This is a genomic window from Butyricimonas faecalis (assembly GCF_003991565.1).
In the GTDB taxonomy this organism is placed as follows: domain Bacteria; phylum Bacteroidota; class Bacteroidia; order Bacteroidales; family Marinifilaceae; genus Butyricimonas; species Butyricimonas faecalis.
The window spans coordinates 1402522-1423468 of record NZ_CP032819.1; the positions used below are offsets into that span (position 1 = coordinate 1402522).

The following is a 20947-nucleotide window of genomic DNA, read 5'->3' on the forward strand; positions in this document are numbered from 1 at the left end:
CACTCGTAATTATGGACGAAAACGTAAAGAACGACGCTAAACAAGTCATGCTCGTTCAGAATGCCGACGACGGACGACTACAAGCCGTTACCGGCGTGGATCAGGACGGCAATATCCAGACCGCCGACCCCACGGATCAGAACGTGGCGAGCCTGCTGAACGTGAACACGCAGGATTCAGCCCTCGAAGCCTTCTTCAAAAAGTTCATGGAACAGGCCCAGAACCCCGTCCACACGGGTATCTTCGTCATGACGGAGAATGCCCTGAACAAACTTATCCGCATCGACTTCGACCCGGAGATTCTGGAAAATTACCGTATCGACCCCTCCGAACGGCTCCAGACGCAGGAGCAGCGGCAGTTCGAGCCGCTGGACGTCACGAAGATAGACCTGGCGGATATGGAGAAGAAAGGTATCCGCATGGAGGACATCGAGCCGCACCTGAAAGCCATGTCTTACGGACATAAATCCAACGGGCTGGTGGAGATGAACCCCGAACTGGAGAACGGGATGCGTGTTTCCACCAAAGGGCGCGTGTCGCTCGAAGAGCAGGCGGACGGCTCGCTGCGCGTCGTGCCGCATTACTGGCAGGAACGACCCGACCTCGACGCCCCCTTCCACGGGGTGCTGCTCGATGAGGAGGCGAAAACGAACCTGATGAACACCCGTCATGCCGGGAAAGTGATCGACCTGGAGCTGGAGCCGGGCAAGCTCACGCCCTGCTACGTGTCGATAGACAAATGGACGAACACGCTGGAACCCATGCCCGTTTCGTTACTCGAAAAACGTGCCCGCATCAAGGAGGCCGACCTCTCGGAAGGCAAGCAGATGGATTTCTACGGCGGCGGCAAGGTGTTGCTCGAAGGATATACCACCCGCGCGGGTTATAAGCGGGATGCCTATATCCAAATCGACGCGGCCGAACGTAACTATTCCTTTACCTACGACGGTTTGGATCGCAACCGCTACGCCCAGGAGAACAAGGAGATTTACCGCCAGAAGGCCGCCGAGAAAAACGGACGGCAGGAAACTACGGCCTCCGAACGACAGCCCACGCTCACGATTCACCGGACAATCCTCAAAGCCTCCGTGCCCAAAGAGGCTTATGACCAGTGGACGGAAGCGGTGAATGATCCCTCCAAGCGGGCGGATGTCAAGGCTTTCTACATCAAGGGCATGGTCAAGGACGGGCAGGGTGAGCCGTTCAACGCCTGGGTCAAGCCCAACTTCGAGCGTAACAAGATGGACTTCTTCCGCTGGAATCCCGACCGTGCGAAACGGCAGGGGGCGGAGGTCAAACCCGCCGTTGAAAGCCGTACCCAGGTCGCCGTCAATTCCGAGGGCAAGACCGTCGAAGCGGTCAAAGGTGTGAAAGAGCCGCTCAAGCAGGGACAGCAGGAGGCCACCCCGGCGCAGAAGAAAAATTACCGCAGCAGCAAAAAGAGCAACTCCAAAGGTGCCAAGGTATAACGTATGAAATGGTTCTACATGCAGGCCGGAGCCATGCCGCTCCTGATCGCGGCGCTGGCTGCCTTGTACCTCCGGCCGGGTAAACGCAGCCCCCCGGAGAAGGCGGACGACGGACGGCTGTATTACGACGGGAACGGCAACCATGTCTATTACGACCGCCGGCTGATCGCCCGTCCGGAAAAAGAGAAAGAAGAAGAACAACAAGAAAACAACCACTGAAAAATCCGAATCATCATGCAAGTAATTATCGCAGAAAAGCCCTCGGTGGCGCGTGAGATCGCCGCCATCGTGGGAGCCACGAACCGTAAAGACGGTTTTATCGAGGGAAACGGCTACGCCGTAACCTGGGCCTTCGGCCACCTGGTCGGGCTGGCAATGCCCCAACAGTATGGCATCGCGGGTTTCCGCCGGGAAAACCTGCCTATCCTGCCATCATCGTTCATCCTCCTGCCCCGGCAGGTTCGGGAGGGTAAAGAGTATAAGGCCGACCCGGGTGTCGTGAAGCAGCTCGGTATTCTCCGGGAATTGTTCGGCATGGCCGAGCGCATCATCGTCGCGACCGACGCGGGGCGTGAAGGGGAGCTGATCTTCCGCTACATCTACTCTTACCTGGAATGCCGCACCCCTTTCGTGCGGTTATGGATCAGCAGCCTGACCGACCGGGCCATTCGCGAGGGGTTACAACACCTCCGCCCCGGCAACGAATACGACAACCTCTACCTCTCGGCCAAAGCCCGCAGCGAAGCCGACTGGATCGTCGGTATCAACGCCTCGCAAGCGCTTGCCGTGGCTGCCGGGCGGGGTGTCTGGTCGCTCGGACGGGTGCAGACCCCCACGCTGGCGATCATCTGCTCCCGTTACCTGGAGAACAAGGCGTTCAAGCCCGCCGCCTATTTCCGGCTGAAGCTCTCCACGGCAAAGGAGGGCACGGAGTTCACCGTCCTCTCCACGGAGAAATTCGACGGCAGGGAGAAGGCGGAAGCAGCCCGCGCCGAGGTTATCGGCGCCCGAACGGTACGCGTCGTGAACGTGGAGCGCAAGGAGGCCAGGGAACAGCCGCCTCTCTTGTACGACCTGACGACACTCCAGAAAGAGGCCAACAGTCGGTATGGTTTTTCGGCAGAAAAAACGCTCGACATCGCCCAGTCGCTTTACGAGAAGAAGTTCATCACTTATCCCCGTACCGGCTCACGCTATATATCGGAAGATGTGGCCGAGGAGATTCCGGCACTCATCGGGAACATGACACGCTATCCCCGTTTCGCGGAATACGCGGGCAGGATGGATACCGCATCTCTCTCCCGCCGAAGCGTGGACAACGAAAAGATCGCCGACCACCACGCGCTGCTTCCCACCGAGAACCTCCCTTCCGAACTGGATGCCGACCACCGCATCGTCTATGAGATGGTCGCGGGGCGGATGCTCGAAACCTTTTCCGGGGCCTGCGTGAAAGAAAACACTTCCCTTACCCTGCAAAGCGCGGGACATGATTTCACGGCCCGCGGCAGTATCATGGTCGAGACGGGCTGGCGGGCCGTCCTGAATGAACCTGTCGAGGAGAAAGAGGAGGACATGACCCTCCTTCCCGACATCGTGCAAGGCGACGAGCTGCCCGTCAAGGGATGCGTCACGGAACAGAAACAGACCCGGCCGCGCCCCCTTCACACGGAATCGAGCCTGCTGGCGGCGATGGAAACCGCCGGACGCGAACTGTCCGACGAGGCCGAACGCGAGGCGATGAAGGATGCCGGCATCGGCACGCCCGCCACCCGTGCCGCCATCATCGAAACGCTCTTTGCCCGCGAGTATGTCAGGCGAGAGAAAAAGTCGCTTGTACCCACGGACAAGGGACTGGCCGTGTATGCCGTGGTCAGGGACAAGAAGATCGCCGATGTCGCCATGACGGGCGGCTGGGAACTGGCCCTCTCGAAGATCGCCACCGGGGAGATGGACGCCCCGACGTTCCATCGCGGTATCGAGGTCTTCGCCTCGCAAATCGCCAAAGAACTGCTGGAAGCAAGAATCGACGGCGCGGAGAGTGACACAGCCTGCCCGCGTTGCGGCAGGCCCGTGGTGTTCTATCCCAAACTCGCCAAGTGTCAGAATCCCGATTGCGGCCTGACCGTATGGAGAACCGTGGCCCGCAAGGAGCTGACCGACAAGCAGCTCGCGGAACTGCTGACCAAAGGCAAAACCGGCACGATCCGGGGATTCGTCAAAAACGGCGGCGGGACGTTCGACGCGGCCCTCACGCTCGATGACCAGTTCAAGACCTCGTTCGTTTTCGAACCGCGCGATACTCCCAGGCAGGGAAAGAGGAACAAACGGAAATAATCGTTACCTTTGCCACTGGAAAAGACCTGTCATAACGAGATACGCTTGTTTGATAAGGATTTTTTCAGTGGTCGGCGCTTCGGGTGGGAACCCGGGGCGCCTTTCTCTTCCCCGATTATCAACGACCACTAAAAATTCTTATCATGCCAGACAAGCAACACCATACCCCCACGGGGGAATTGTCCTATTACGGACTTTCGTTACTATCCTACCTCAAGGACAGCCACCCGGAACTCATCGCCGAAAGTGAGTTCATCGCCGAGCGGGCCGACAGCGCCGCCCAAGCGTACAGCGAGGCGATCCGTTCGGGCTGCAACCACATCGAGGCCGAAGAAATTGCCCGCGAGGAACTCTGCCGCGGACTGCACTTTTCACCCTACAACACGCTGGTAAACATCCTCTGGAGGGAATTCGAGGCGGAGATTCCCGAGGATACCGCCCGGCAGGCGGCTCTACGCCTGCTGCCCCTCTGCCGCGGGGTGCTGGAGAAGTACGACCTCACGGACGACTTCGCCGACACGCCCGACTATGAACTGTTCTATACCGAACTGACGGGAACCGTCCAAATACTTCTCGAAGATGGCATTCAATAAGAAAACCCACCTCCGCCAGAATATCGACGCGCTGAAGACGGCCTTCACGCTCGACAGGGAACGGCGGGCGCCGACTCCCGAAGAAGAAAGGACACTCGGCGCATACAGCGGCTTCGGCGCCATCAAGGAAGTGCTGGAAAACCCCACCGGGAAACCGGACAAGGACGGCATGGCAACGCTCGTGGCCGAGTTGCAAGAGGTCATCAGGGCGAACACCCCCGACGAACGGGAATACAAGCGCTACATGGACGGGATCAAGAACTCCGTCCTGACGGCTTTTTACACGCCCCCGAAAGTGGCAGACGCCATCGTGGAGGCGATATGGGATACGCGGATCGCCCCCCAACGTATTCTTGACCCCAGCGCGGGAACGGGGGTTTTCGTCAATGCCGTGGATTTCCACGACCCCTACGCGGAGATCACCTGCTTCGAGAAAGACCCCGCCACGGGGTTGATCCTGAAGCACCTGCACCCCGAAAAACGGGTGCGGGTACAGGGATTCGAACGTATCGAACCCAAATACGCCGGTTACTACGACGTGGCCGTGAGCAACATCCCTTTCGGGGACGTGGCGCTCTTCGACCCGTTCTTCTCCACCCATACCGACCCCGTGCGGCGGCAAGGCACACGGGCGCTGCACAACTATTTTTTCATGAAGTCCGTCGATATGGTACGCGAGGGCGGCCTGGTGGCATTCATCACCTCGCAGGGAGTATTGAACGCCGAGCAGGGACGCCCCGTGCGCGAGTGGCTGATGAACCGCTGCGAGCCCGTATCGGCCATCCGGCTGCCGAACAACCTCTTTACAGAACACGCGGGGACGGAGGTCGGCAGCGACCTGGTTATCCTGCAAAAGAAAGCCGCCACGGGGGAACTGTCCGAACGGCAGCGGGATTTCATCGAATCCCGCAAGCTGTCGAACGGCATCCGGATAAACAACCTTTTCCAGTCGTTCGACAGGGTGATCCATACCGAGGCCAAAGTAGGCAAAGACCCCTACGGCAAACCGGCGATGGAGTTCACCCACGCGGAGGGCGTGGACGGCATCGACCGGGAGATGCGGCGTATGCTCTCAGAGGATTTCAACCGGCATTTCAACGAGAGTTATTGCCTGGAACATGCTCCGGAACAGACACCCGGTACACCGGAGCGGGAATTGTCCCGTCCCCGTCAGGCGGAACGCCAGCGTGCCGAAAGACACGAGCCCCGCCTTGCCGGAGAAATCGTCAAGGAGATTATAGCCGACGCCCGTAACCTTCAGCAGCAGCGGGAAGAGGAGGAAAAACGCCGCGTCGTCGCCGAAATGGCGGCGCAGGGCTACCATGTCGATACCGAAACCGGGGAGATTACCCGAATCGAAAACAAACCCGGACAAGCGTTACCGGATTCTGCCGCCACTCCCGCCGGAGAACCGACCGGAGAGGATCTGGCCGACTTCGGGGCCTGGTCGAAAGAGCGGGAGAATCGCTTGTGGGAGCAGCACCCGCCGAAACCCGAAGATTTCGGCATGGCAGATACTCCCGTGCAGCACGTGGGCGGAACAACGGAACCGAAACCGCAGGAGGGCTTCGCCGGGTCGCTTTTCGACACGGTGGAAACGGCGGCTCCCGTACCTGCCACCCAAGCTGCCGAACCGGTAAACGTGCAGCAGGAACCGTTGCTGACGCTCTACGATCTGTTCGGCTTCAGCGCCGAGGAGCGGCGGCAGGCAGAACTCGGTATATCCAAGAAAAGGAACAGCCGCCGGGGAGCAAAGCGGAAGACGCCCCGGCAACCCTCGTTATTCGCCCCGGCCTCCTCTCCGGAGGAACAGAAGAGCGAAATGCCGAAAACGACGCCACCGGAGCGTGATCCCGAAGACTTGTATGCCTCCCTGAACTGGGAGGACAACCCGCCGATCAACGGCTTTTACGAGATGATGATGTCGCTTACCCCGGAACGGAGGGCGGAATTGCGCCGGCAAAACGCCCGGCAGCAGGAAACCCCGGAACAGCGGGAACGGCAGGCGGTACGCCCCCCGACGGAAGCCCCGAAAGACAGACGGAAACAAGCCGCCGGTACGCCGAGAACGGGCAGCCTGTTCGACACGCCGGACAATCCGGAGGAGGAAGAACCCGGTAAAGAAATGCCGCAGATACGGGAGGCGGATATGAAACCCCGCCCGTTCGAGGGTGAGGTCGCCCCCTATTTCCGCGAAGGGACACTCGTCACGGACGGACAAAACCGGGTCGGCTACCTGCGGGGGATTGAATCCCTGCAACCCATGTTCCACCCGCTGGAACTCACGCCTGCACAACGGACGAAAGCCTCCATGTATATCGAGATACGCGATGCCTATTACCACCTTTATAACAACGAGGCGGAAACGCTGACGGCGAACCCCGCCCTGCGGGAGATGCTCAACCGGCTTTACGACAATTTCACCGAACGCTTCGGACGGCTCAATGACAAACGCAACCTCGACCTGATCAAGATGGACGCGCGGGGGACGGAGATTCTATCGCTGGAGCGTTACATCGACGGCAAGGCACGCAAAGCCGACATCTTCGAGCGTCCCGTGGCCTTCAATCCCGATGAGATCACGCACGCCGACGACGCTTCGGAGGCCCTTGTGGCCAGCCTGAACAAGTACGGCCGGGTGGAACCGCACTACATGGCCTCGCTCACGGGAACTACCGTGGAGGGAATACTCGGGGAACTGAAAGGACGTATCTATTACAACCCGGAAACGGACGGCTACGAGGTTGCCGACAAGTTCATCGCCGGCAATGTCATCGGGAAAGCCGAACGGATCGAGGCGTTCCTGCGGGAGAATCCCGACCACGCCCCGGCCCGGGAATCGCTGGAGGCTCTGCGCGAGGCGACGCCCAAACCCATCGCTTTCGACGACCTGGACTTCAACCTGGGCGAACGGTGGATTCCAAAAGGTGTTTACGAGCGTTTCGCCTCCTCGCTCTTCGATACGGAGGTGAAGATCACCTTCGCCTCCAACCTGGACGAGTACGGCGTGAAGGCGGAAGCGACGAACGTGAAGATCACGGAGCAGTATGCCGTCAGCGCGCAGACCCGTAAGTACAACGGCCTGCACCTTTTGAAACACGCCCTGCAAAACACTTCGCCCGACATCACCAAGACCGTCCTCAAATGGGTGGACGGCGAACGGCGGGAGGTCAAAGTGCGTGACGGGGAGGCCATACAGCTCGCCAACAGCAAGATAGACGAGATCCGGGGTGCTTTCCCCGAATGGCTGCGCGAGCAGTCGTCCGACTTCAAAGACCGCCTGACAGACCTCTATAACCGTACTTTCAACTGTTACGTGCGCCCGAAGTACGACGGGACGCACCAGGAATTCCCCGACCTCGACCTCAAGGGGCTGGGAATAGACAATCTGTATGACAGCCAGAAGGACGCGATATGGATGGACAAACTGCTCGGCGGCGGGATAATCGACCACGAGGTGGGCGGCGGAAAGACCCTCATCATGTGCTGCGGGGCCTACGAGAAGAAACGCCTCGGGCTGGCCAATAAACCCATGATTATCGGGCTGAAAGCCAACATCCATGAAATAGCCCGGACGTTCTGTACCGCTTACCCGATGGCCAAAGTCCTCTACCCGGGCAAGGAGGATTTCACGCCCCGGAAGCGTGAGCGCATCTTCCGGGAGATACGCAACAACGACTGGGACGCCGTGATCCTCTCGCACGAACAGTTCGGCATGATACCCCAGTCTCCGGAGATACAGCAGGAGATATTGCAGGCCGAGCTGGACTGTGTGGAGGAGAACCTCGAAGTGCTCAAAGCACAAGGCAGGGACGTTTCCCGCGCCATGATGAAAGGGTGTCAGAAACGCAAGGCCAACCTGGAAGCCAAGTTGCAGAAGGTGGCGCACGCGCTGGAAACACGCAAGGACGACGCCGTGGACTTCCGCCTCATGGGTATCGACCACCTCTACGTGGACGAGAGCCATAAATTCAAGAACCTGACTTTCACGACCCGGCATGACCGGGTGGCGGGCCTCGGAAATCCCGAGGGGTCGCAGCGGGCGCTCAACATGCTTTTCGCGCTGCGTACCATACAGCAGCGCACGGGCCGCGACCTGGGGGCGACGTTCCTCTCGGGAACGACCATCTCCAACTCGCTCACGGAACTGTACCTGCTTTTCAAGTACCTGCGCCCGAAGGAGCTGGAGCGTCAGAATATCCGCACCTTCGATGCCTGGGCGGCCATATTTGCCAAGAAAACCATCGACTACGAGTTTTCCGTGACCAACGAGGTCGTGCAGAAAGAACGGTTCCGATATTTCATCAAGGTTCCCGAACTGGCCATGTTCTACTCCGAGATTACAGATTACCGCTCGGCGGAGGATATAGGGATCGACCGACCGCAAAAGAACGAGATATTGCACAATATCCCGCCGACACCCCAGCAGACGGAGTTCATAGAACGACTGGTGCAGTTCGCCAAATCGGGCGATGCCACGCTCCTGGGCCGCCTGCCGCTCTCGGAGCGGGAGGAAAAGGCGAAAATGCTCATTGCCACAGACTACGCCCGCAAGATGTCGCTCGATATGCGTATGATAGACCCCGAACTATACAGCGACCACGTGGACAACAAGGCGAGCCACTGCGCCCGTATGATTGCCGGTTACTACCGCCGTTTCGAGGCGTACAAAGGTACGCAGTTCGTATTCTCCGACCTGGGAACCTACAAACCCGGAGCGGGGTGGAACGTCTATTCCGAGATACGGCGTAAACTCGCGGAGGATTACGGCATACCCCAAAGCGAGGTGCGGTTCATCCAGGAGGCGACCTCGGAAAAAGCGCGCAAGGAGATGATCGCCGGTATGAACACCGGAAAAATCCGCGTACTCTTCGGATCGACCGAGATGCTCGGGACGGGAGTGAACGCGCAGAAACGCTGCGTGGCGATACACCACCTGGACTGCCCCTGGCGTCCCAGCGACCTGGAGCAGCGCGACGGGCGGGGAATACGCACCGGGAACGAGATCGCCAAACTCCATGCCGACAACAAGGTGGACGTGATATTATACGCCGTCGAGAAGTCGCTCGACGCCTACAAGTTCGGGCTGTTGCACAACAAGCAACTGTTCATCCGCCAGCTCAAGACCAACAACATGGGAAGCCGTACCATCGACGAGGGGGCCATCGACGAAAAGAGCGGCATGAATTTTTCCGAGTATGTCGCCGTCCTCTCGGGAAATACAGACCTGCTGGACAAAGCCCGCCTGGAGAAGAAGATTGCCACGCTCGAAAGCGAACGCCAGGCATTCGTGCGCGGCAAATCATCGAGCCGCTACAAGCTGGAGCAGATCACGGAGAAGATAGAGAAGAACAACGACCTGATACGGCGTATCGGCAAGGATCTGGAACACTTCAAGGCCCGCGTCGAGTTCAACGAGGACGGCTCGTACCGCAATCCCGTGAAACTGAACGGGCTGGAAACCTCCGACCCCAAGCTCATCGGGAAACAGCTCAACCATATCGCCGAAACGGCACGCACGCTCGACAGGCTCGAACCCATCGGGAGCCTCTACGGGTTCGAGCTGCTCGTCCAGAGCGAAACGACCGGGAAAGACGGGCTCGACCTGGTGCAGAACCGTTTTTATGTCCGGGGTGAAGGGGATTATCTATACCAGTATAACTACGGGAATATCGCCTCCGACCCGCGACTGGCGGCGATGAACTTCATCCACGCGCTCGCGACCATCGAGCCGACACTGGAGAAATTCCGGAAAAAGAATGAGGAACTGGAGAAAGATATTCCCGTCCTGCGGGAAGTGGTGGAAAGTTCCTGGCGCAAGGAGCCCGAACTGACGGCCCTAAAAGCTGACCTGACGGAAATAGACCGCAGGATACAGCAAAGCCTCAAACCGATAGAAGAGAGCGAGGGAAAGGAGGCGGAGGAGGATAACGACGTGTGCCGGGAACGGCATGACACGGCGGAAGAGCTCCCGAAGGAAGACAACACGGCGGCCCGTATTCCTTCCCGGCTGCGGCAGATTGCCGACGCCTCCGGGGGGCGCATCGTGATCGCGGGCGTGGGCAGCCCGCCGGAGAACGGCCCTGCGAAGAAAGGGATCAAGATGTAAACGAAAAGCCGACGGAAGTACAGATTTCCATCGGCTTTTTTCATATGTCCGTGAGCGTTGTCGTCACACTTCCTGCAAGAGTGTTTGCAGCTCCTCCTGCGTGGGAAGATAGGTCATGTACTGGGCGGCGAAGACCTGCTTTTCATCTTCGGGCAGCGTATAACGGACGACCGCGTCGTTTTTCTCCGCGCAGAGGACGATACCCACCGGAGGGTTATCCCCGGGATTCATCAACTCACGGGTGTAGTAATTGACATACATCTGCATCTGCCCCAAATCCTGATGGGTCAGCTCCCCGGATTTAAGGTCTATTAAAACGAAACAACGGGCCAGGTAATTGTAAAAGACCAGGTCGATGTAGAAATGCTTGTCATCGAAGGAGATACGCTTCTGTCGCGCGACGAAGGCGAAGCCTTTCCCGAGTTCGAGCATCAAGCGCTGCAAGCGGCTGATGAGCAGTTGCTCCAGATCGGTTTCCAGAAAATGCTCTCCCTGCGGGATACCGAGAAACTCCAGGATATACGGGTCGCGGATGATCTCTTTGGGTTCGACACGTCCGGGTTCGGTACGGGAAATCTCCTCTTTCACAGCTTTCTTGTCTCGGCTGGCCAGCAGGCGGTCATAGAAAAGCGTGTTGATTTGGCGGTCGAGCTGCCGGACACTCCAGTTTTCCTTGACGCACTCGTGCAGGTAAAAATCACGGGCGGCATCGCCCGACACCTTGAGAAGCGTGCGGCAATGCGACCAGCTCAATTTATCACACAGCGTGTGATATTTCGGGTAGCACTGGTAAAACTGCCTCATGTACCGCAGGTTGGTGGCCGTGAACCCGTTTCCGAACTCCGCCACGAGCCGCCTGGAAAGGGTGTTGATGACAGCCTTGCCATATCCGGCACGGTCGGTTCCCTGCTGCTCGTACTCCACTATGTATTTCCCTACCTGCCAGTAAGCCCTCACGAGGGTCGAATTGACATGATGTATCACCTTCGCGCGCGCTTCCTGCAAGATATGGCGCACATTATGCAGCAGCTCTTCCTCCCCTTTGTCGGCAGGATATATTTTATCAGTTTCTTTCATTGCTTCATTATTATATAGGCTTCATTCAGCAAACATACTGATTTTACGGCAAATATCGAGCGGTTGTACCGCCTTGTCGTGCCTTATTCCATGTATCTCCGCGTTTTTCCATGACGCCGGACTCTCGGGACAGGGCCTAACCGGAACCGGCAGGACGATCCTTTTTCAGCTTGCGGAAATTACTGAAGTTACGCTCGATGAACCGCAGGACGTCCGATTCCCGGTAGAAGGTCTTGTGATAGATCATCTCGTAAGGCAGCTCTCCCGAGGTGCGGTAACGCTGGAGTGTGCGCTTGCTGATATTGAGCATACGGCACAGGTCGTAATTGTCCAGAAGACGCTCCCCGTCAGGCAGGATGGAAAGCGGTTGCTCCACGTCCCCCGCGCACAGCTTCTCGATACGTTCCAGCCGTTCCGAGAGCCGCTGCATCCATCCGTCGAAATATTCCTTGTCCAGAAACATGGCCTACTCCTTTGGTTGGTTCTTGCGCCGCACGGAACGCTCCTTCAGCACACGGCGGATTTCCGTGAGGGAATAATACAGCTTCCGGTTGATGGCCGAATAGGTGATCACGTGATCCGAGCGGAGGCGTTGAAGGGTACGCCCGCTGATACCCAGGTAACGGCAGACCTGCTCGCCGTCCATCCATTCGTCGTTTATATACTCCTTATTCCATGCACGCCCCTTTTCAGGGAGAGAGGCGATTGCAGCCTCTATTTTCTCTATACGCCCGACAAGCTCGTTATAGGCTCGCGAACCGATCACTATGATTTTCATACTCCTTTGTTTTTTAGTCTGTTACAAAGGTCGGGCTTATATGGACAGCTTAAAACGAGGTCGGTACGACTTTTTTTTGATAATTTGCAGTGAACTGATTCTCAACGGTTCATGCGGTGAAGAAGGCAGTGTTTTTTACCGAAATCCGCGGCCCGTACTCGGTATTTTTATGGGCAGAAATGCGATAGAATACTGTGATTCAACGCTTAACGGTGTTCTAATCCGGACGGGGCTACAACGGAACACCCGTATCGGCTCCTTATACGGGTGCAAATACGGGCGTTCGGGAAAGTTCCTTTCGAGAGTTACGGGGGAAAACCGACCTCGGTTCTTTTGTTATATACAACGCTGATTATCAGTGTTTCTATAAGGAATAGAGTGCTTTACCGGTTCATATTCTACTCGGAATTGCCGTTTTTCTTGTTTCGCTTCCACGTCTGCATACGTTTAAGCAGGGCCTCTTTCGCCTTGTCAAGCCACGGTGTCGGGTTGTTTCGGATTTTCATATCGCAGAATGTCCTCGAAAGGTTCATGTCGAGGTGTACGTTGAAAGCGTTGGAAATGTAGCTGGCAAGTTGCGTGAGTGGCACATTGCCGAAACAGCCTTTACTGTCGAGCAGGTAAATAAGTTCCGTCAGATCCGTCTTCGAGTCCTGCCATGTCGGACGCACGTCAGACAATGGCAGAACCATGTTCCGGAGGTTCGTGCTCTCCAGTGATTCCAATTCGCCCATAAGATAAACCGACAACATATCGTTGGCCAGGATTTTCGCCACCTTGAAATCCGCGTTTGTCGAAAACTGCGGGTCGAGTTCATAGTAGAAGGTTTCCAGGTATTGCTCCGTGTCGGTCTGCCCGCGCAGGAAATAGAGGCTGTCCAGGTGTGTAGCGCCGCTGCGGAAATAGCGGATAAAGTCAAGGCGTTTCTGCGTGTACGCGTTGATGGCCCGAACATGGGCGTCCAGGTACTCCCGTTGTGCCTCGATACTTCCTACCGGACGGTTCATCTCGATATTGTAGAGCTTGCGGTAATAGATCAGACGGCAAAAAAGACGGGGTTTGATTTCTTTGAAGAACTTTATTTCCTCGTCATCGTTTTGAAAACGGTAGCCGATGATATATTGTTTCAAACGGTCGAACGCTTCTCCCAGGACACGTGACGCTTCAAGCGACTTTTTCAACACGTCGGTATCCCGCGATTCGATACGTTCGATACTCCGCAGGACTTCGCTGTTTAATTTTTCTATAAATGCAATCATAATCCGTCTTGTTACTTTCGCGTATAAAGTTAGCGAATCGAAAAACCGGCGGATTACGATTTTTATCTTTCTCTTCGTTTTTTTATCACGAGGCCGATTTTAATGTCAGATCCGGCCTTCCTGGCGGATGGAAGTGGGATTGCTCCCCATATTCCGCTTGCAAAAGTCCGTAAAGTGGGATTGGGCGGAGAAACCGCACATGTAGGCTATTTCCTGCAACGTGTAGTGTGTCGTCCGCAGCAACTCCCCGATACGTTCGATACGGCGCTGACGTAACCACGAGGAGGCCGAGCAGCCGAAAACCCGCTGGAAACGCCGGCGGAAGGTAATCGTGCTGGAATACCCGCAAACCCCGGCGAGTTCCGTGACGTTATCCGAGGCAAGATAATTCGATTTGACACGGGAGATGAACTCGTAATCGTCCCCCAGGTGCAACAGCTCCTCGAACTCCCCGACATCGGCGGGAGTGAGATGTTCATAAGAGGCGTCGAGCATTTTCAGCATGACAGCAGCGTTACATTCAACGGGCATACCCAATGTCTTACGGGCTTCACGCAGGTAATTCTTAAACCGCAGCCGCAGCGTGTCGTGATGCGGGTAGGAACACTGGAACAGAATGGTGCAGACCGTCCGCAGTTCATCGACACAACAGTAGCCGAAATACCACGTTACAAGACGCTCGACGTAATGGACGGCATGAAACTCCTCCGAAAGCATCAGAAGAAGCAGGAACGGGGTGAAATCCTGGTATTCCCCCGTTATGGGACGGGGTGCTTCGTCAAGCAAGGAGGCAATGTCCCGCATCAGAAGAGAATCTCCCGAGTACGCTTTTATTTGTTCGGAACTGCGGGCATAATCCCGGTAACGCGATATGACCGCCGACAAAGCATTGAACTTCACGGCGTGAACGCCTTCTATAAAGGAAGGGCGAAGACTGTTGTAAATGGATAAGTCGGTTTGCATAAGTCATTTCTATAAAACGGAGCCGCATCCCCTTGTTGCCAAAGCTCCGCAAGTCGTTACTTATGAACCGCTTGGAACACGGTACGAATCCTAATTACAAATATATCGCATCCGACAATCCGGAACAAATATCAGCAGGCAAAAATGAAAATAAACCTCGTTATTTTTGATTTTTACCTGCAATAATATTATATTTGCAAACAAATAAGAGTTGTTTGACAGCATGAGAAATATAGTGTATCAAAGCACTTTACCAATTTCTTATCCGTTGCCTATTCTCATGCGAGTTTCTTTTAATCTATTTGTAGTCAATTAAATACCTTCAGACTACATCAAATATAGAAAAAATCCTGCCAAATACAAAAAAGCGGGTAACCGTCACGGCCCTGCTATTTTAGTGAAAAATGCAATTTATATTCCCAAAATAGGGACATGAAACACAAAAAAGTTTACCGTGAACCGCCTTTTCACAATGATTCACGGCAAATCCACTTTATAAACAATTCATTTAGGCACTTATATACCACTTCACAACGAAATATGAAGTAAACTTTTCCTAAGTAATACACGTTTATCTTCCGTGGCATATTCGATGTTCTTAGGGATTAAAGACGCATCAAAGACGTATCAAAGACGTTACAAAGACGTTCGGGAACGTCCGCGATATGTCTTCGAGGCGAAATTGATTGGCGCTTGTCTTGGAAATGGATTCCTTATCCATTGGATTACGAATGGTAAATATTCCTTCTTGCATGTAGGAGTTAACATCTCACAACAAAAGCGTATATAACTACCTAAAATAATTCTAATTCCTTTGCAGTGATAGTATAAAAAACGAGGTAATTATATACCATTTTACAGCAAATAAGCGCGAACTTTGTCTTTACACTCAAACTCCTCTGTCACTAACCCCTCCAAGGGAGTGTCTAAGAAGTCACTCTTTTAATGACTACCTCCCCTAACCCCTCCTTGCACAGGAGGGGAAACCGCTTGGTAATCACCCCTCCCCCATAGCTCAACTCTCCCTCGTTTATAGAGGGAGCACCCCGAAAGGAGGGAAAGGGTGTTCATGGACTATAAACTTGTATATAATTCATTTATTTACAGCCCCGTTACGCACTTCTTCGATAACCATTTCAATTGCCTTCATCGTGGCCTTACCAATATTTCTTTCACGGGTAAACGAGAATACGAACTTGCGGGCAATCGTTCTTTCCGGTCCGGCAACCCCAATCCACACGGTTCCTACCGGTTTTTCCACCGTACCTCCGGTTGGCCCGGCAATACCGGAAGTAGAAACGGCATAATCCGTCCCGATTAAACGACGAACTCCTTCTGCCATCTGTCGTACTACAGGTTCACTAACCGCCCCGAATTGTTCTAAAGTTTCAGGACGAACTCCCAACACTCGTTCCTTCACGTCATTGGCATACGCCACCACACTTCCCTTGAAGTACGCCGAAGCCCCAGCTATCGACGTGAGCTGAGTCGCAATATTTCCACCCGTACAACTTTCTGCCGTGGCAATCGTCTTTCCTTTCAACATCAGTAATTCTCCAAGTTCCCGTTCCGTCCCACCATTCTCTCCTTCCGTATAACGTTGTCCTTCAAGAGCCTCTTTCAAGCTATCATAGCGAGCATCCAAGTTAAAAACCTGATCTCCCTTAGCCGTCAGACGCAACTTCACAAATCCCGGCGACGGCAGGTAAGCTAGGCTGAACCCTTCCGGCAAATGTTCTTCCCATCTCTCCAACAAAAGAGCCAACTCCGATTCCGGGATATCATACACTTTCAACATCCTGTAATCCAGATGCAAATGTGGGTACAAACGCTGCAATTCCGGAATCACACGCTGAATCATCAAATCCTCCATCTCAAAAGGAACACCCGGCAGAGACACCAATATCTTTCCGTCCCTTTCAAACCACATCCCGGAAGCCGTTCCTTTGCGATTGTATAGCACCTTGGCCGATTCCGGTAAGATAGCCTGACTACGATTCCCCTCGTTCATCCTCATTCCCCCGTTCTCCAACAACTTCTCGATCCATCTCAACACCTCTTCATTCATCACCAAGCGTGTATCAAAATATTCTGCCAACACCTTTTTCGTCACGTCATCCTTTGTCGGTCCCAATCCCCCGGTCACGATAACCAGTTCCGCCTGTTTCATCGCGTAATCCACCCACCGCCAAATCTCCTCCCGCTGATCGGCTATAGACAAAACATTCGCCACTTCGGCACCCAAGCGAGTCAATTGCTTTGAAATATATTGTGAATTCGTGTCCAGAATTTGCCCCAGCAAAATTTCATCCCCGATAGTAATAATAATAGCTTTCATTCGTTTATATTTTTATTTGTGAATACGTTTTATTGCATCTATCCGTTTCAATAACGATGGGTGAGAATAATAGATATACTCGTACAAGGGATGGGGCGTCAAGTTACTTAATGACTTCACCGATATTTTCTTCAAACCGGACACCAGATAATCACCCTCGTAATATCGGGCCGCGAAAGCATCTGCCTCGTACTCGTTACTCCGAGACCACACGTTCATACCGATTCCTAAAATCAAATTCACGGGAGAATACAAAATGGCAAAAGCGATTAATCCCAACTGGAAGTATGCCCGATCTCCACCCAGTGCCTCTGACAATGCCGCGTTATTCACGCACAAGGAAAACAACCAGAAAAGCACCCCCATTTGTATCACGGAAACCACCATAGAACGCAACGTATGCCGTTTCTTGTAATGCCCGACCTCATGAGCCAACACGGCCACAATTTCCTCTTCCGTCAACTCGTCAATCAGCGTATCATACAACACGACCCGCTTCTTAGGCCCCAGCCCCGTGAAATAAGCATTTGCTTTCGTGGAGCGTTTCGACCCGTCAATCACGTATATATTATCCAATTTAAACCCGACTTTTTCCGCAAAATTCTGTATCTTATCCCTCAACGAACCTTCTTGTAAAGGAGTCTGCTTGTTAAACAAAGGCACGATCAGCTGCGAGTAAAACATGGCCATAAACACGGAAAACAGAGTAACAGCTCCCCAAGCATACAGCCAGAAATAAGTCCCTGCCCACGTGTAGAACCACACCACAAGCGCCAATAACACCCCACCCAGCACCAACGAAAGGAACAACTCTTTCACCGCATCCAACCAGTAAACCCGCCTCGTCGTTTTGTTAAAACCATACTTTTCCTCTATTCTGAAAGTCGCGTAATAATCAAAAGGTATATCCAACACGGTAGAAGCCACGGAAAGCCCCATCACGAAAAAAATCGTTTGCCAAACCACACTATCCGTCAGAGAAACCACCCAACTATTATACCACCCGAAACCTCCTGCCACAAGAAATACAATCATCACGCCAAATCCGACCCCGGAACTCCAACAATCCAACCGCCCATTTTCCCGCTTGTAGGATTGAAAACGACTGTACTCCTTCTCGTCATAAATTCCCTTCAAACTATCAGGTAAGACGGGAGACATGTGTTTGGAATTCAAAGACTCCAATACTCTCTCCAACATGAAATCCAAACACAGGAAAACAACAATGATAGAAAATATAATTTCGGAACTCATTTTATCTGTTTTTAAGATTCATCACCTGCAAAGGTATAATAATAATCGCTTTTCAAATAAAACTTTAACAAAACGGTAAGATAAATTCAATTCTTTTTTACATATCTTCGTCCGCTATTGAAAACATTGCACATAAAATGTAGGCACACAAATCTAATAAACGAGATATAATTAATTAAACGAAGAGAACTATGAGGAAAATTTTACTCGCGGTTGTCGCCCTGTCATTACTTGCAGGATCCACGGCACAAGCTTTCCCATTCAAGAAAAAAAAGAAAAAAGCGAAAACCGAACAAACCGCAACACCTCCTGCACCTAAAGAATCCGCTTTCGACAAGCAAGTGAAAGGAGCTAAACACCTACCGGGTGTTATTGATGCCTATTACACCCCGAAAGGAATTTTAATGTGGGCTATCCAAGCTCGTAACTTGGACAAAATTTACTTGATCGCCAACCGTCTTTCTGAAACCAGTGCCCCCACCGATTTCGTGGCAGGTCAGATGATCGACGATCCGTTCATGGTACGTTTCTCTACAGATTCCACGAACGTGTACATGCACTCCGTGCTTTGCGAAGACGTGCTAAGAGAAGGTGATCCGATTGCTCCCTCTTTCAAACGAAACTTCAATGATCCGATCATGAAAACGTTCGAAGTGAAAGCCTCCAAGGGAGACACGTTATTGATCGACGTGACTGCATTCTTCGGACGAGATGAAAAATGTATTACCCCGATGGCTTCCAGTCCAATGACAGGTAAAAAACCAAGTGCCATGTTCGACCCTTCCGCATCTCGTATAAAAGAGGTGAAAAACTTCCCCCGCAACATGGAAATCTCCTCTCAAATGAACTACAACGGACAAAACAGCCCTCTTACCCTTGTTGTTCGTCGTTCTGTTGTTGAGTTGGACAAAGATCCCATGCCCATGCGTTACAAAGACAGACGTGTCGGTTATTTCAGCACTCCCCGGAACTTCTACACGAGCGACAAAGACCGCGTGGAAGATTTCGAATTCATCCACCGTTGGAGAATCGAGCCAAAAGACATGGCCGCCTACTTGCGCGGAGAACTCGTGGAACCGGTAAAACCGATCGTATTCTACGTGGACAACGCTTTCCCTGAAAAATGGAGAGGTGCCGTAAAACAAGGTATCGAGGACTGGAACATCGCTTTCGAAAAAGCAGGTTTCAAAAATGTAGTTATCGCCAAAGATTACCCGACCGATGATCCTAACTTCGACCCGGACGACATTCGTTATAACTGCGTGCGTTACGCCGTAACACCTACTGCTAATGCAATGGGACCGAGTTATGTGGACCCTCGTTGCGGTGAGATTCTCGTGGCTGACGTGATTTGGTATCACAACGTGGTTTCTCTTGTACACGACTGGCGTTTCGTTCAGACAGGAGCCGTTGACCCTCGCGTTCGTACAGAAGTATTCAGCGATGATGTGATGAATGAATCTTTGCGTTACGTGGCATCACACGAAATCGGACACACGTTAGGTCTGATGCACAACATGGGAGCAAGCTACTCTTTCCCCGTGGACTCTTTGCGCAGCCCGTCGTTCACGAAAAAATACGGAACCACCCCGAGTATCATGGACTATGCCCGTAACAACTACGTGGCTCAACCCGGTGACTACGAACGCGGTGTAAACCTAGTTCCGCCCGTTTTAGGAGTATATGACATTTACGCTATCAACTGGGGTTACCGAATCATTCCGAACGCAAACACCCCGGAAGCCGAAGTGGCAACATTAAACAGCTGGATCGAAGAAAAATCTGACGATCCGATGTATCGTTTTGGGGCACAGCAATTCCCGCAGACACTTGACCCGACAGACCAGACTGAAGATTTAGGGAATGATCACGTGAAAGCCAATTCACTTTGCATCAAGAACCTCAAAATCATCATGAGCAACTTGGAACAATGGTGTAGCAAGCCGGGAGCCTCCTACAAAGACATAAAAATGTATTATAATGGAATCCTAAGCCAGTACCAACGGATGCTCGGTCACGTACTAGCCTACCCCGGTGGTGTTGAATTCTCAGACCTCGTACAAGACGGCAAAGGTGGTGTAGCTAAAAAATACATCCCGAAAGACAAACAGCAAGAAGCAATCAAATGGTTAGTAAACGAGGTAACTACCTGCACGAAGTGGTTGATCACGAATGACCTGAGAGAAAAATTGGAATTAAATCCGAACATGTATGATAAATTACAATACGCAGTGGTAGGTAAGATCTTCAACGCGGGCACTCTTGGTAGTATATACGAGGGAGAACGTTCCGGTCAAAAAGACGCTTACAAACTTGATGCTTATGTAAATGACGCTTACAAATTACTCATGGCTCCGACTCTTGCATCCCGTTCACTTTCACACGAAGAAATGAACTTGCAAACAGCTTTAGTAAGCATTGCCAGCCAACTGAGTGGCCTTCAAGCTGCCCCCGCAGCCGCAGCACCGAAAAGACTTACTTCTATCGATCCGACCGAGGCATTGGCAACTTTAGAAAACAGCGTAAATAGCCAACATAAACTTTGTAGCCATGCTTCATGTAACCTGGGAGAATATGACTACTTCCGCTTGACAATGAATGCTGCAACACTTCCTGCATCCGTAGGACGTCCTGCCATGTTATCATTGTTGAAAAAAGTACAAGCTCTTTACAAGGAAAAACGGGGAACTGGAAATGCCACTACCCGTGCATTCTATGATTACCAAATCATGACTATCGACAAGTTATTCAAAGACTAGCCATTAGCCTAATA

General features: G+C 53.2%; 13 protein-coding genes. 6 read left to right on the forward strand and 7 right to left on the reverse strand.

Features of this window, described 5'->3' with window-relative positions; all coding sequences use genetic code 11:
* Window positions 1-11: 11 nt before the first annotated feature.
* From D8S85_RS06400 to D8S85_RS06420, 5 genes are all read left to right on the forward strand, one after another.
* Window positions 12-1469 carry a DUF3945 domain-containing protein gene (locus D8S85_RS06400; RefSeq protein ID WP_005681362.1) on the forward strand — a complete coding sequence of 486 codons (1458 nt, stop codon included), beginning with the start codon at window positions 12-14 and terminating at the stop codon, window positions 1467-1469.
* 3 nt (window positions 1470-1472) lie between these two features.
* Window positions 1473-1688, forward strand: a complete 216-nt coding sequence (locus D8S85_RS06405; protein ID WP_005681363.1) for a hypothetical protein — start codon at window positions 1473-1475, stop codon at window positions 1686-1688.
* Between the two features lie 15 nt (window positions 1689-1703).
* Complete coding sequence (locus tag D8S85_RS06410; RefSeq protein WP_005681364.1) at window positions 1704-3803, forward strand: type IA DNA topoisomerase; 2100 nt, start codon at window positions 1704-1706, stop codon at window positions 3801-3803.
* 143 nt (window positions 3804-3946) lie between these two features.
* Window positions 3947-4396 (forward strand): DUF1896 family protein, encoded by a 450-nt coding sequence (locus D8S85_RS06415; protein WP_004295482.1) that lies wholly within the window; start codon window positions 3947-3949, stop codon window positions 4394-4396.
* The gene (locus D8S85_RS06420) at window positions 4383-10505 is read left to right on the forward strand and encodes a helicase-related protein (RefSeq protein WP_005681365.1); all 6123 of its coding nucleotides are present in this window, start codon (window positions 4383-4385) and stop codon (window positions 10503-10505) included. The genes D8S85_RS06415 and D8S85_RS06420 overlap by 14 nt, the downstream gene beginning before the upstream one ends.
* Window positions 10506-10568: 63 nt before the next feature.
* Here the strand turns inward: D8S85_RS06420 and D8S85_RS06425 are convergent, their stop codons facing one another.
* The 7 genes from D8S85_RS06425 to D8S85_RS06460 all read right to left on the reverse strand — a co-directional run bounded on the left by D8S85_RS06425 (window position 10569) and on the right by D8S85_RS06460 (window position 18174).
* Complete coding sequence (locus D8S85_RS06425; protein ID WP_004295486.1) at window positions 10569-11582, reverse strand: PDDEXK nuclease domain-containing protein; 1014 nt, start codon at window positions 11580-11582, stop codon at window positions 10569-10571.
* A gap of 136 nt (window positions 11583-11718) precedes the next feature.
* Window positions 11719-12045, reverse strand: a complete 327-nt coding sequence (locus D8S85_RS06430; RefSeq protein WP_004295487.1) for a helix-turn-helix domain-containing protein — start codon at window positions 12043-12045, stop codon at window positions 11719-11721.
* Window positions 12046-12048: 3 nt separating this feature from the next.
* Window positions 12049-12360 (reverse strand): helix-turn-helix domain-containing protein, encoded by a 312-nt coding sequence (locus D8S85_RS06435; protein ID WP_004295488.1) that lies wholly within the window; start codon window positions 12358-12360, stop codon window positions 12049-12051.
* A gap of 398 nt (window positions 12361-12758) precedes the next feature.
* Window positions 12759-13619, reverse strand: a complete 861-nt coding sequence (locus D8S85_RS06445; protein WP_004303821.1) for an RteC domain-containing protein — start codon at window positions 13617-13619, stop codon at window positions 12759-12761.
* Between the two features lie 105 nt (window positions 13620-13724).
* The gene (locus D8S85_RS06450; protein ID WP_005681366.1) at window positions 13725-14582 is read right to left on the reverse strand and encodes a helix-turn-helix transcriptional regulator; all 858 of its coding nucleotides are present in this window, start codon (window positions 14580-14582) and stop codon (window positions 13725-13727) included.
* Between the two features lie 1093 nt (window positions 14583-15675).
* Window positions 15676-16920, reverse strand: a complete 1245-nt coding sequence (locus D8S85_RS06455) for a competence/damage-inducible protein A (RefSeq protein ID WP_106479986.1) — start codon at window positions 16918-16920, stop codon at window positions 15676-15678.
* A 12-nt stretch (window positions 16921-16932) separates the two neighbouring features.
* Window positions 16933-18174, reverse strand: coding sequence for a M48 family metallopeptidase (locus D8S85_RS06460; RefSeq protein WP_106479987.1), 1242 nt, complete (start codon window positions 18172-18174; stop codon window positions 16933-16935).
* Between the two features lie 191 nt (window positions 18175-18365).
* Here D8S85_RS06460 and D8S85_RS06465 point away from each other — a divergent pair, with 191 nt between their 5' ends.
* Window positions 18366-20933, forward strand: coding sequence for a zinc-dependent metalloprotease (locus tag D8S85_RS06465; protein ID WP_127074896.1), 2568 nt, complete (start codon window positions 18366-18368; stop codon window positions 20931-20933).
* Window positions 20934-20947 lie beyond the last annotated feature (14 nt).

Excerpts from the sequence above, each read along its gene's own strand:
- D8S85_RS06400 (WP_005681362.1), top strand. The coding sequence starts at position 12 with ATGGACGAAAACGTAAAGAACGACGCTAAACAAGTCATGCTCGTTCAG.
- D8S85_RS06405 (WP_005681363.1), top strand. The coding sequence starts at position 1,473 with ATGAAATGGTTCTACATGCAGGCCGGAGCCATGCCGCTCCTGATCGCG.
- D8S85_RS06410 (WP_005681364.1), top strand. The coding sequence starts at position 1,704 with ATGCAAGTAATTATCGCAGAAAAGCCCTCGGTGGCGCGTGAGATCGCC.
- D8S85_RS06415 (WP_004295482.1), top strand. The coding sequence starts at position 3,947 with ATGCCAGACAAGCAACACCATACCCCCACGGGGGAATTGTCCTATTAC.
- D8S85_RS06420 (WP_005681365.1), top strand. The coding sequence starts at position 4,383 with ATGGCATTCAATAAGAAAACCCACCTCCGCCAGAATATCGACGCGCTG.
- D8S85_RS06425 (WP_004295486.1), bottom strand. The coding sequence starts at position 11,582 with ATGAAAGAAACTGATAAAATATATCCTGCCGACAAAGGGGAGGAAGAG.
- D8S85_RS06430 (WP_004295487.1), bottom strand. The coding sequence starts at position 12,045 with ATGTTTCTGGACAAGGAATATTTCGACGGATGGATGCAGCGGCTCTCG.
- D8S85_RS06435 (WP_004295488.1), bottom strand. The coding sequence starts at position 12,360 with ATGAAAATCATAGTGATCGGTTCGCGAGCCTATAACGAGCTTGTCGGG.
- D8S85_RS06445 (WP_004303821.1), bottom strand. The coding sequence starts at position 13,619 with ATGATTGCATTTATAGAAAAATTAAACAGCGAAGTCCTGCGGAGTATC.
- D8S85_RS06450 (WP_005681366.1), bottom strand. The coding sequence starts at position 14,582 with ATGCAAACCGACTTATCCATTTACAACAGTCTTCGCCCTTCCTTTATA.
- D8S85_RS06455 (WP_106479986.1), bottom strand. The coding sequence starts at position 16,920 with ATGAAAGCTATTATTATTACTATCGGGGATGAAATTTTGCTGGGGCAA.
- D8S85_RS06460 (WP_106479987.1), bottom strand. The coding sequence starts at position 18,174 with ATGAGTTCCGAAATTATATTTTCTATCATTGTTGTTTTCCTGTGTTTG.
- D8S85_RS06465 (WP_127074896.1), top strand. The coding sequence starts at position 18,366 with ATGAGGAAAATTTTACTCGCGGTTGTCGCCCTGTCATTACTTGCAGGA.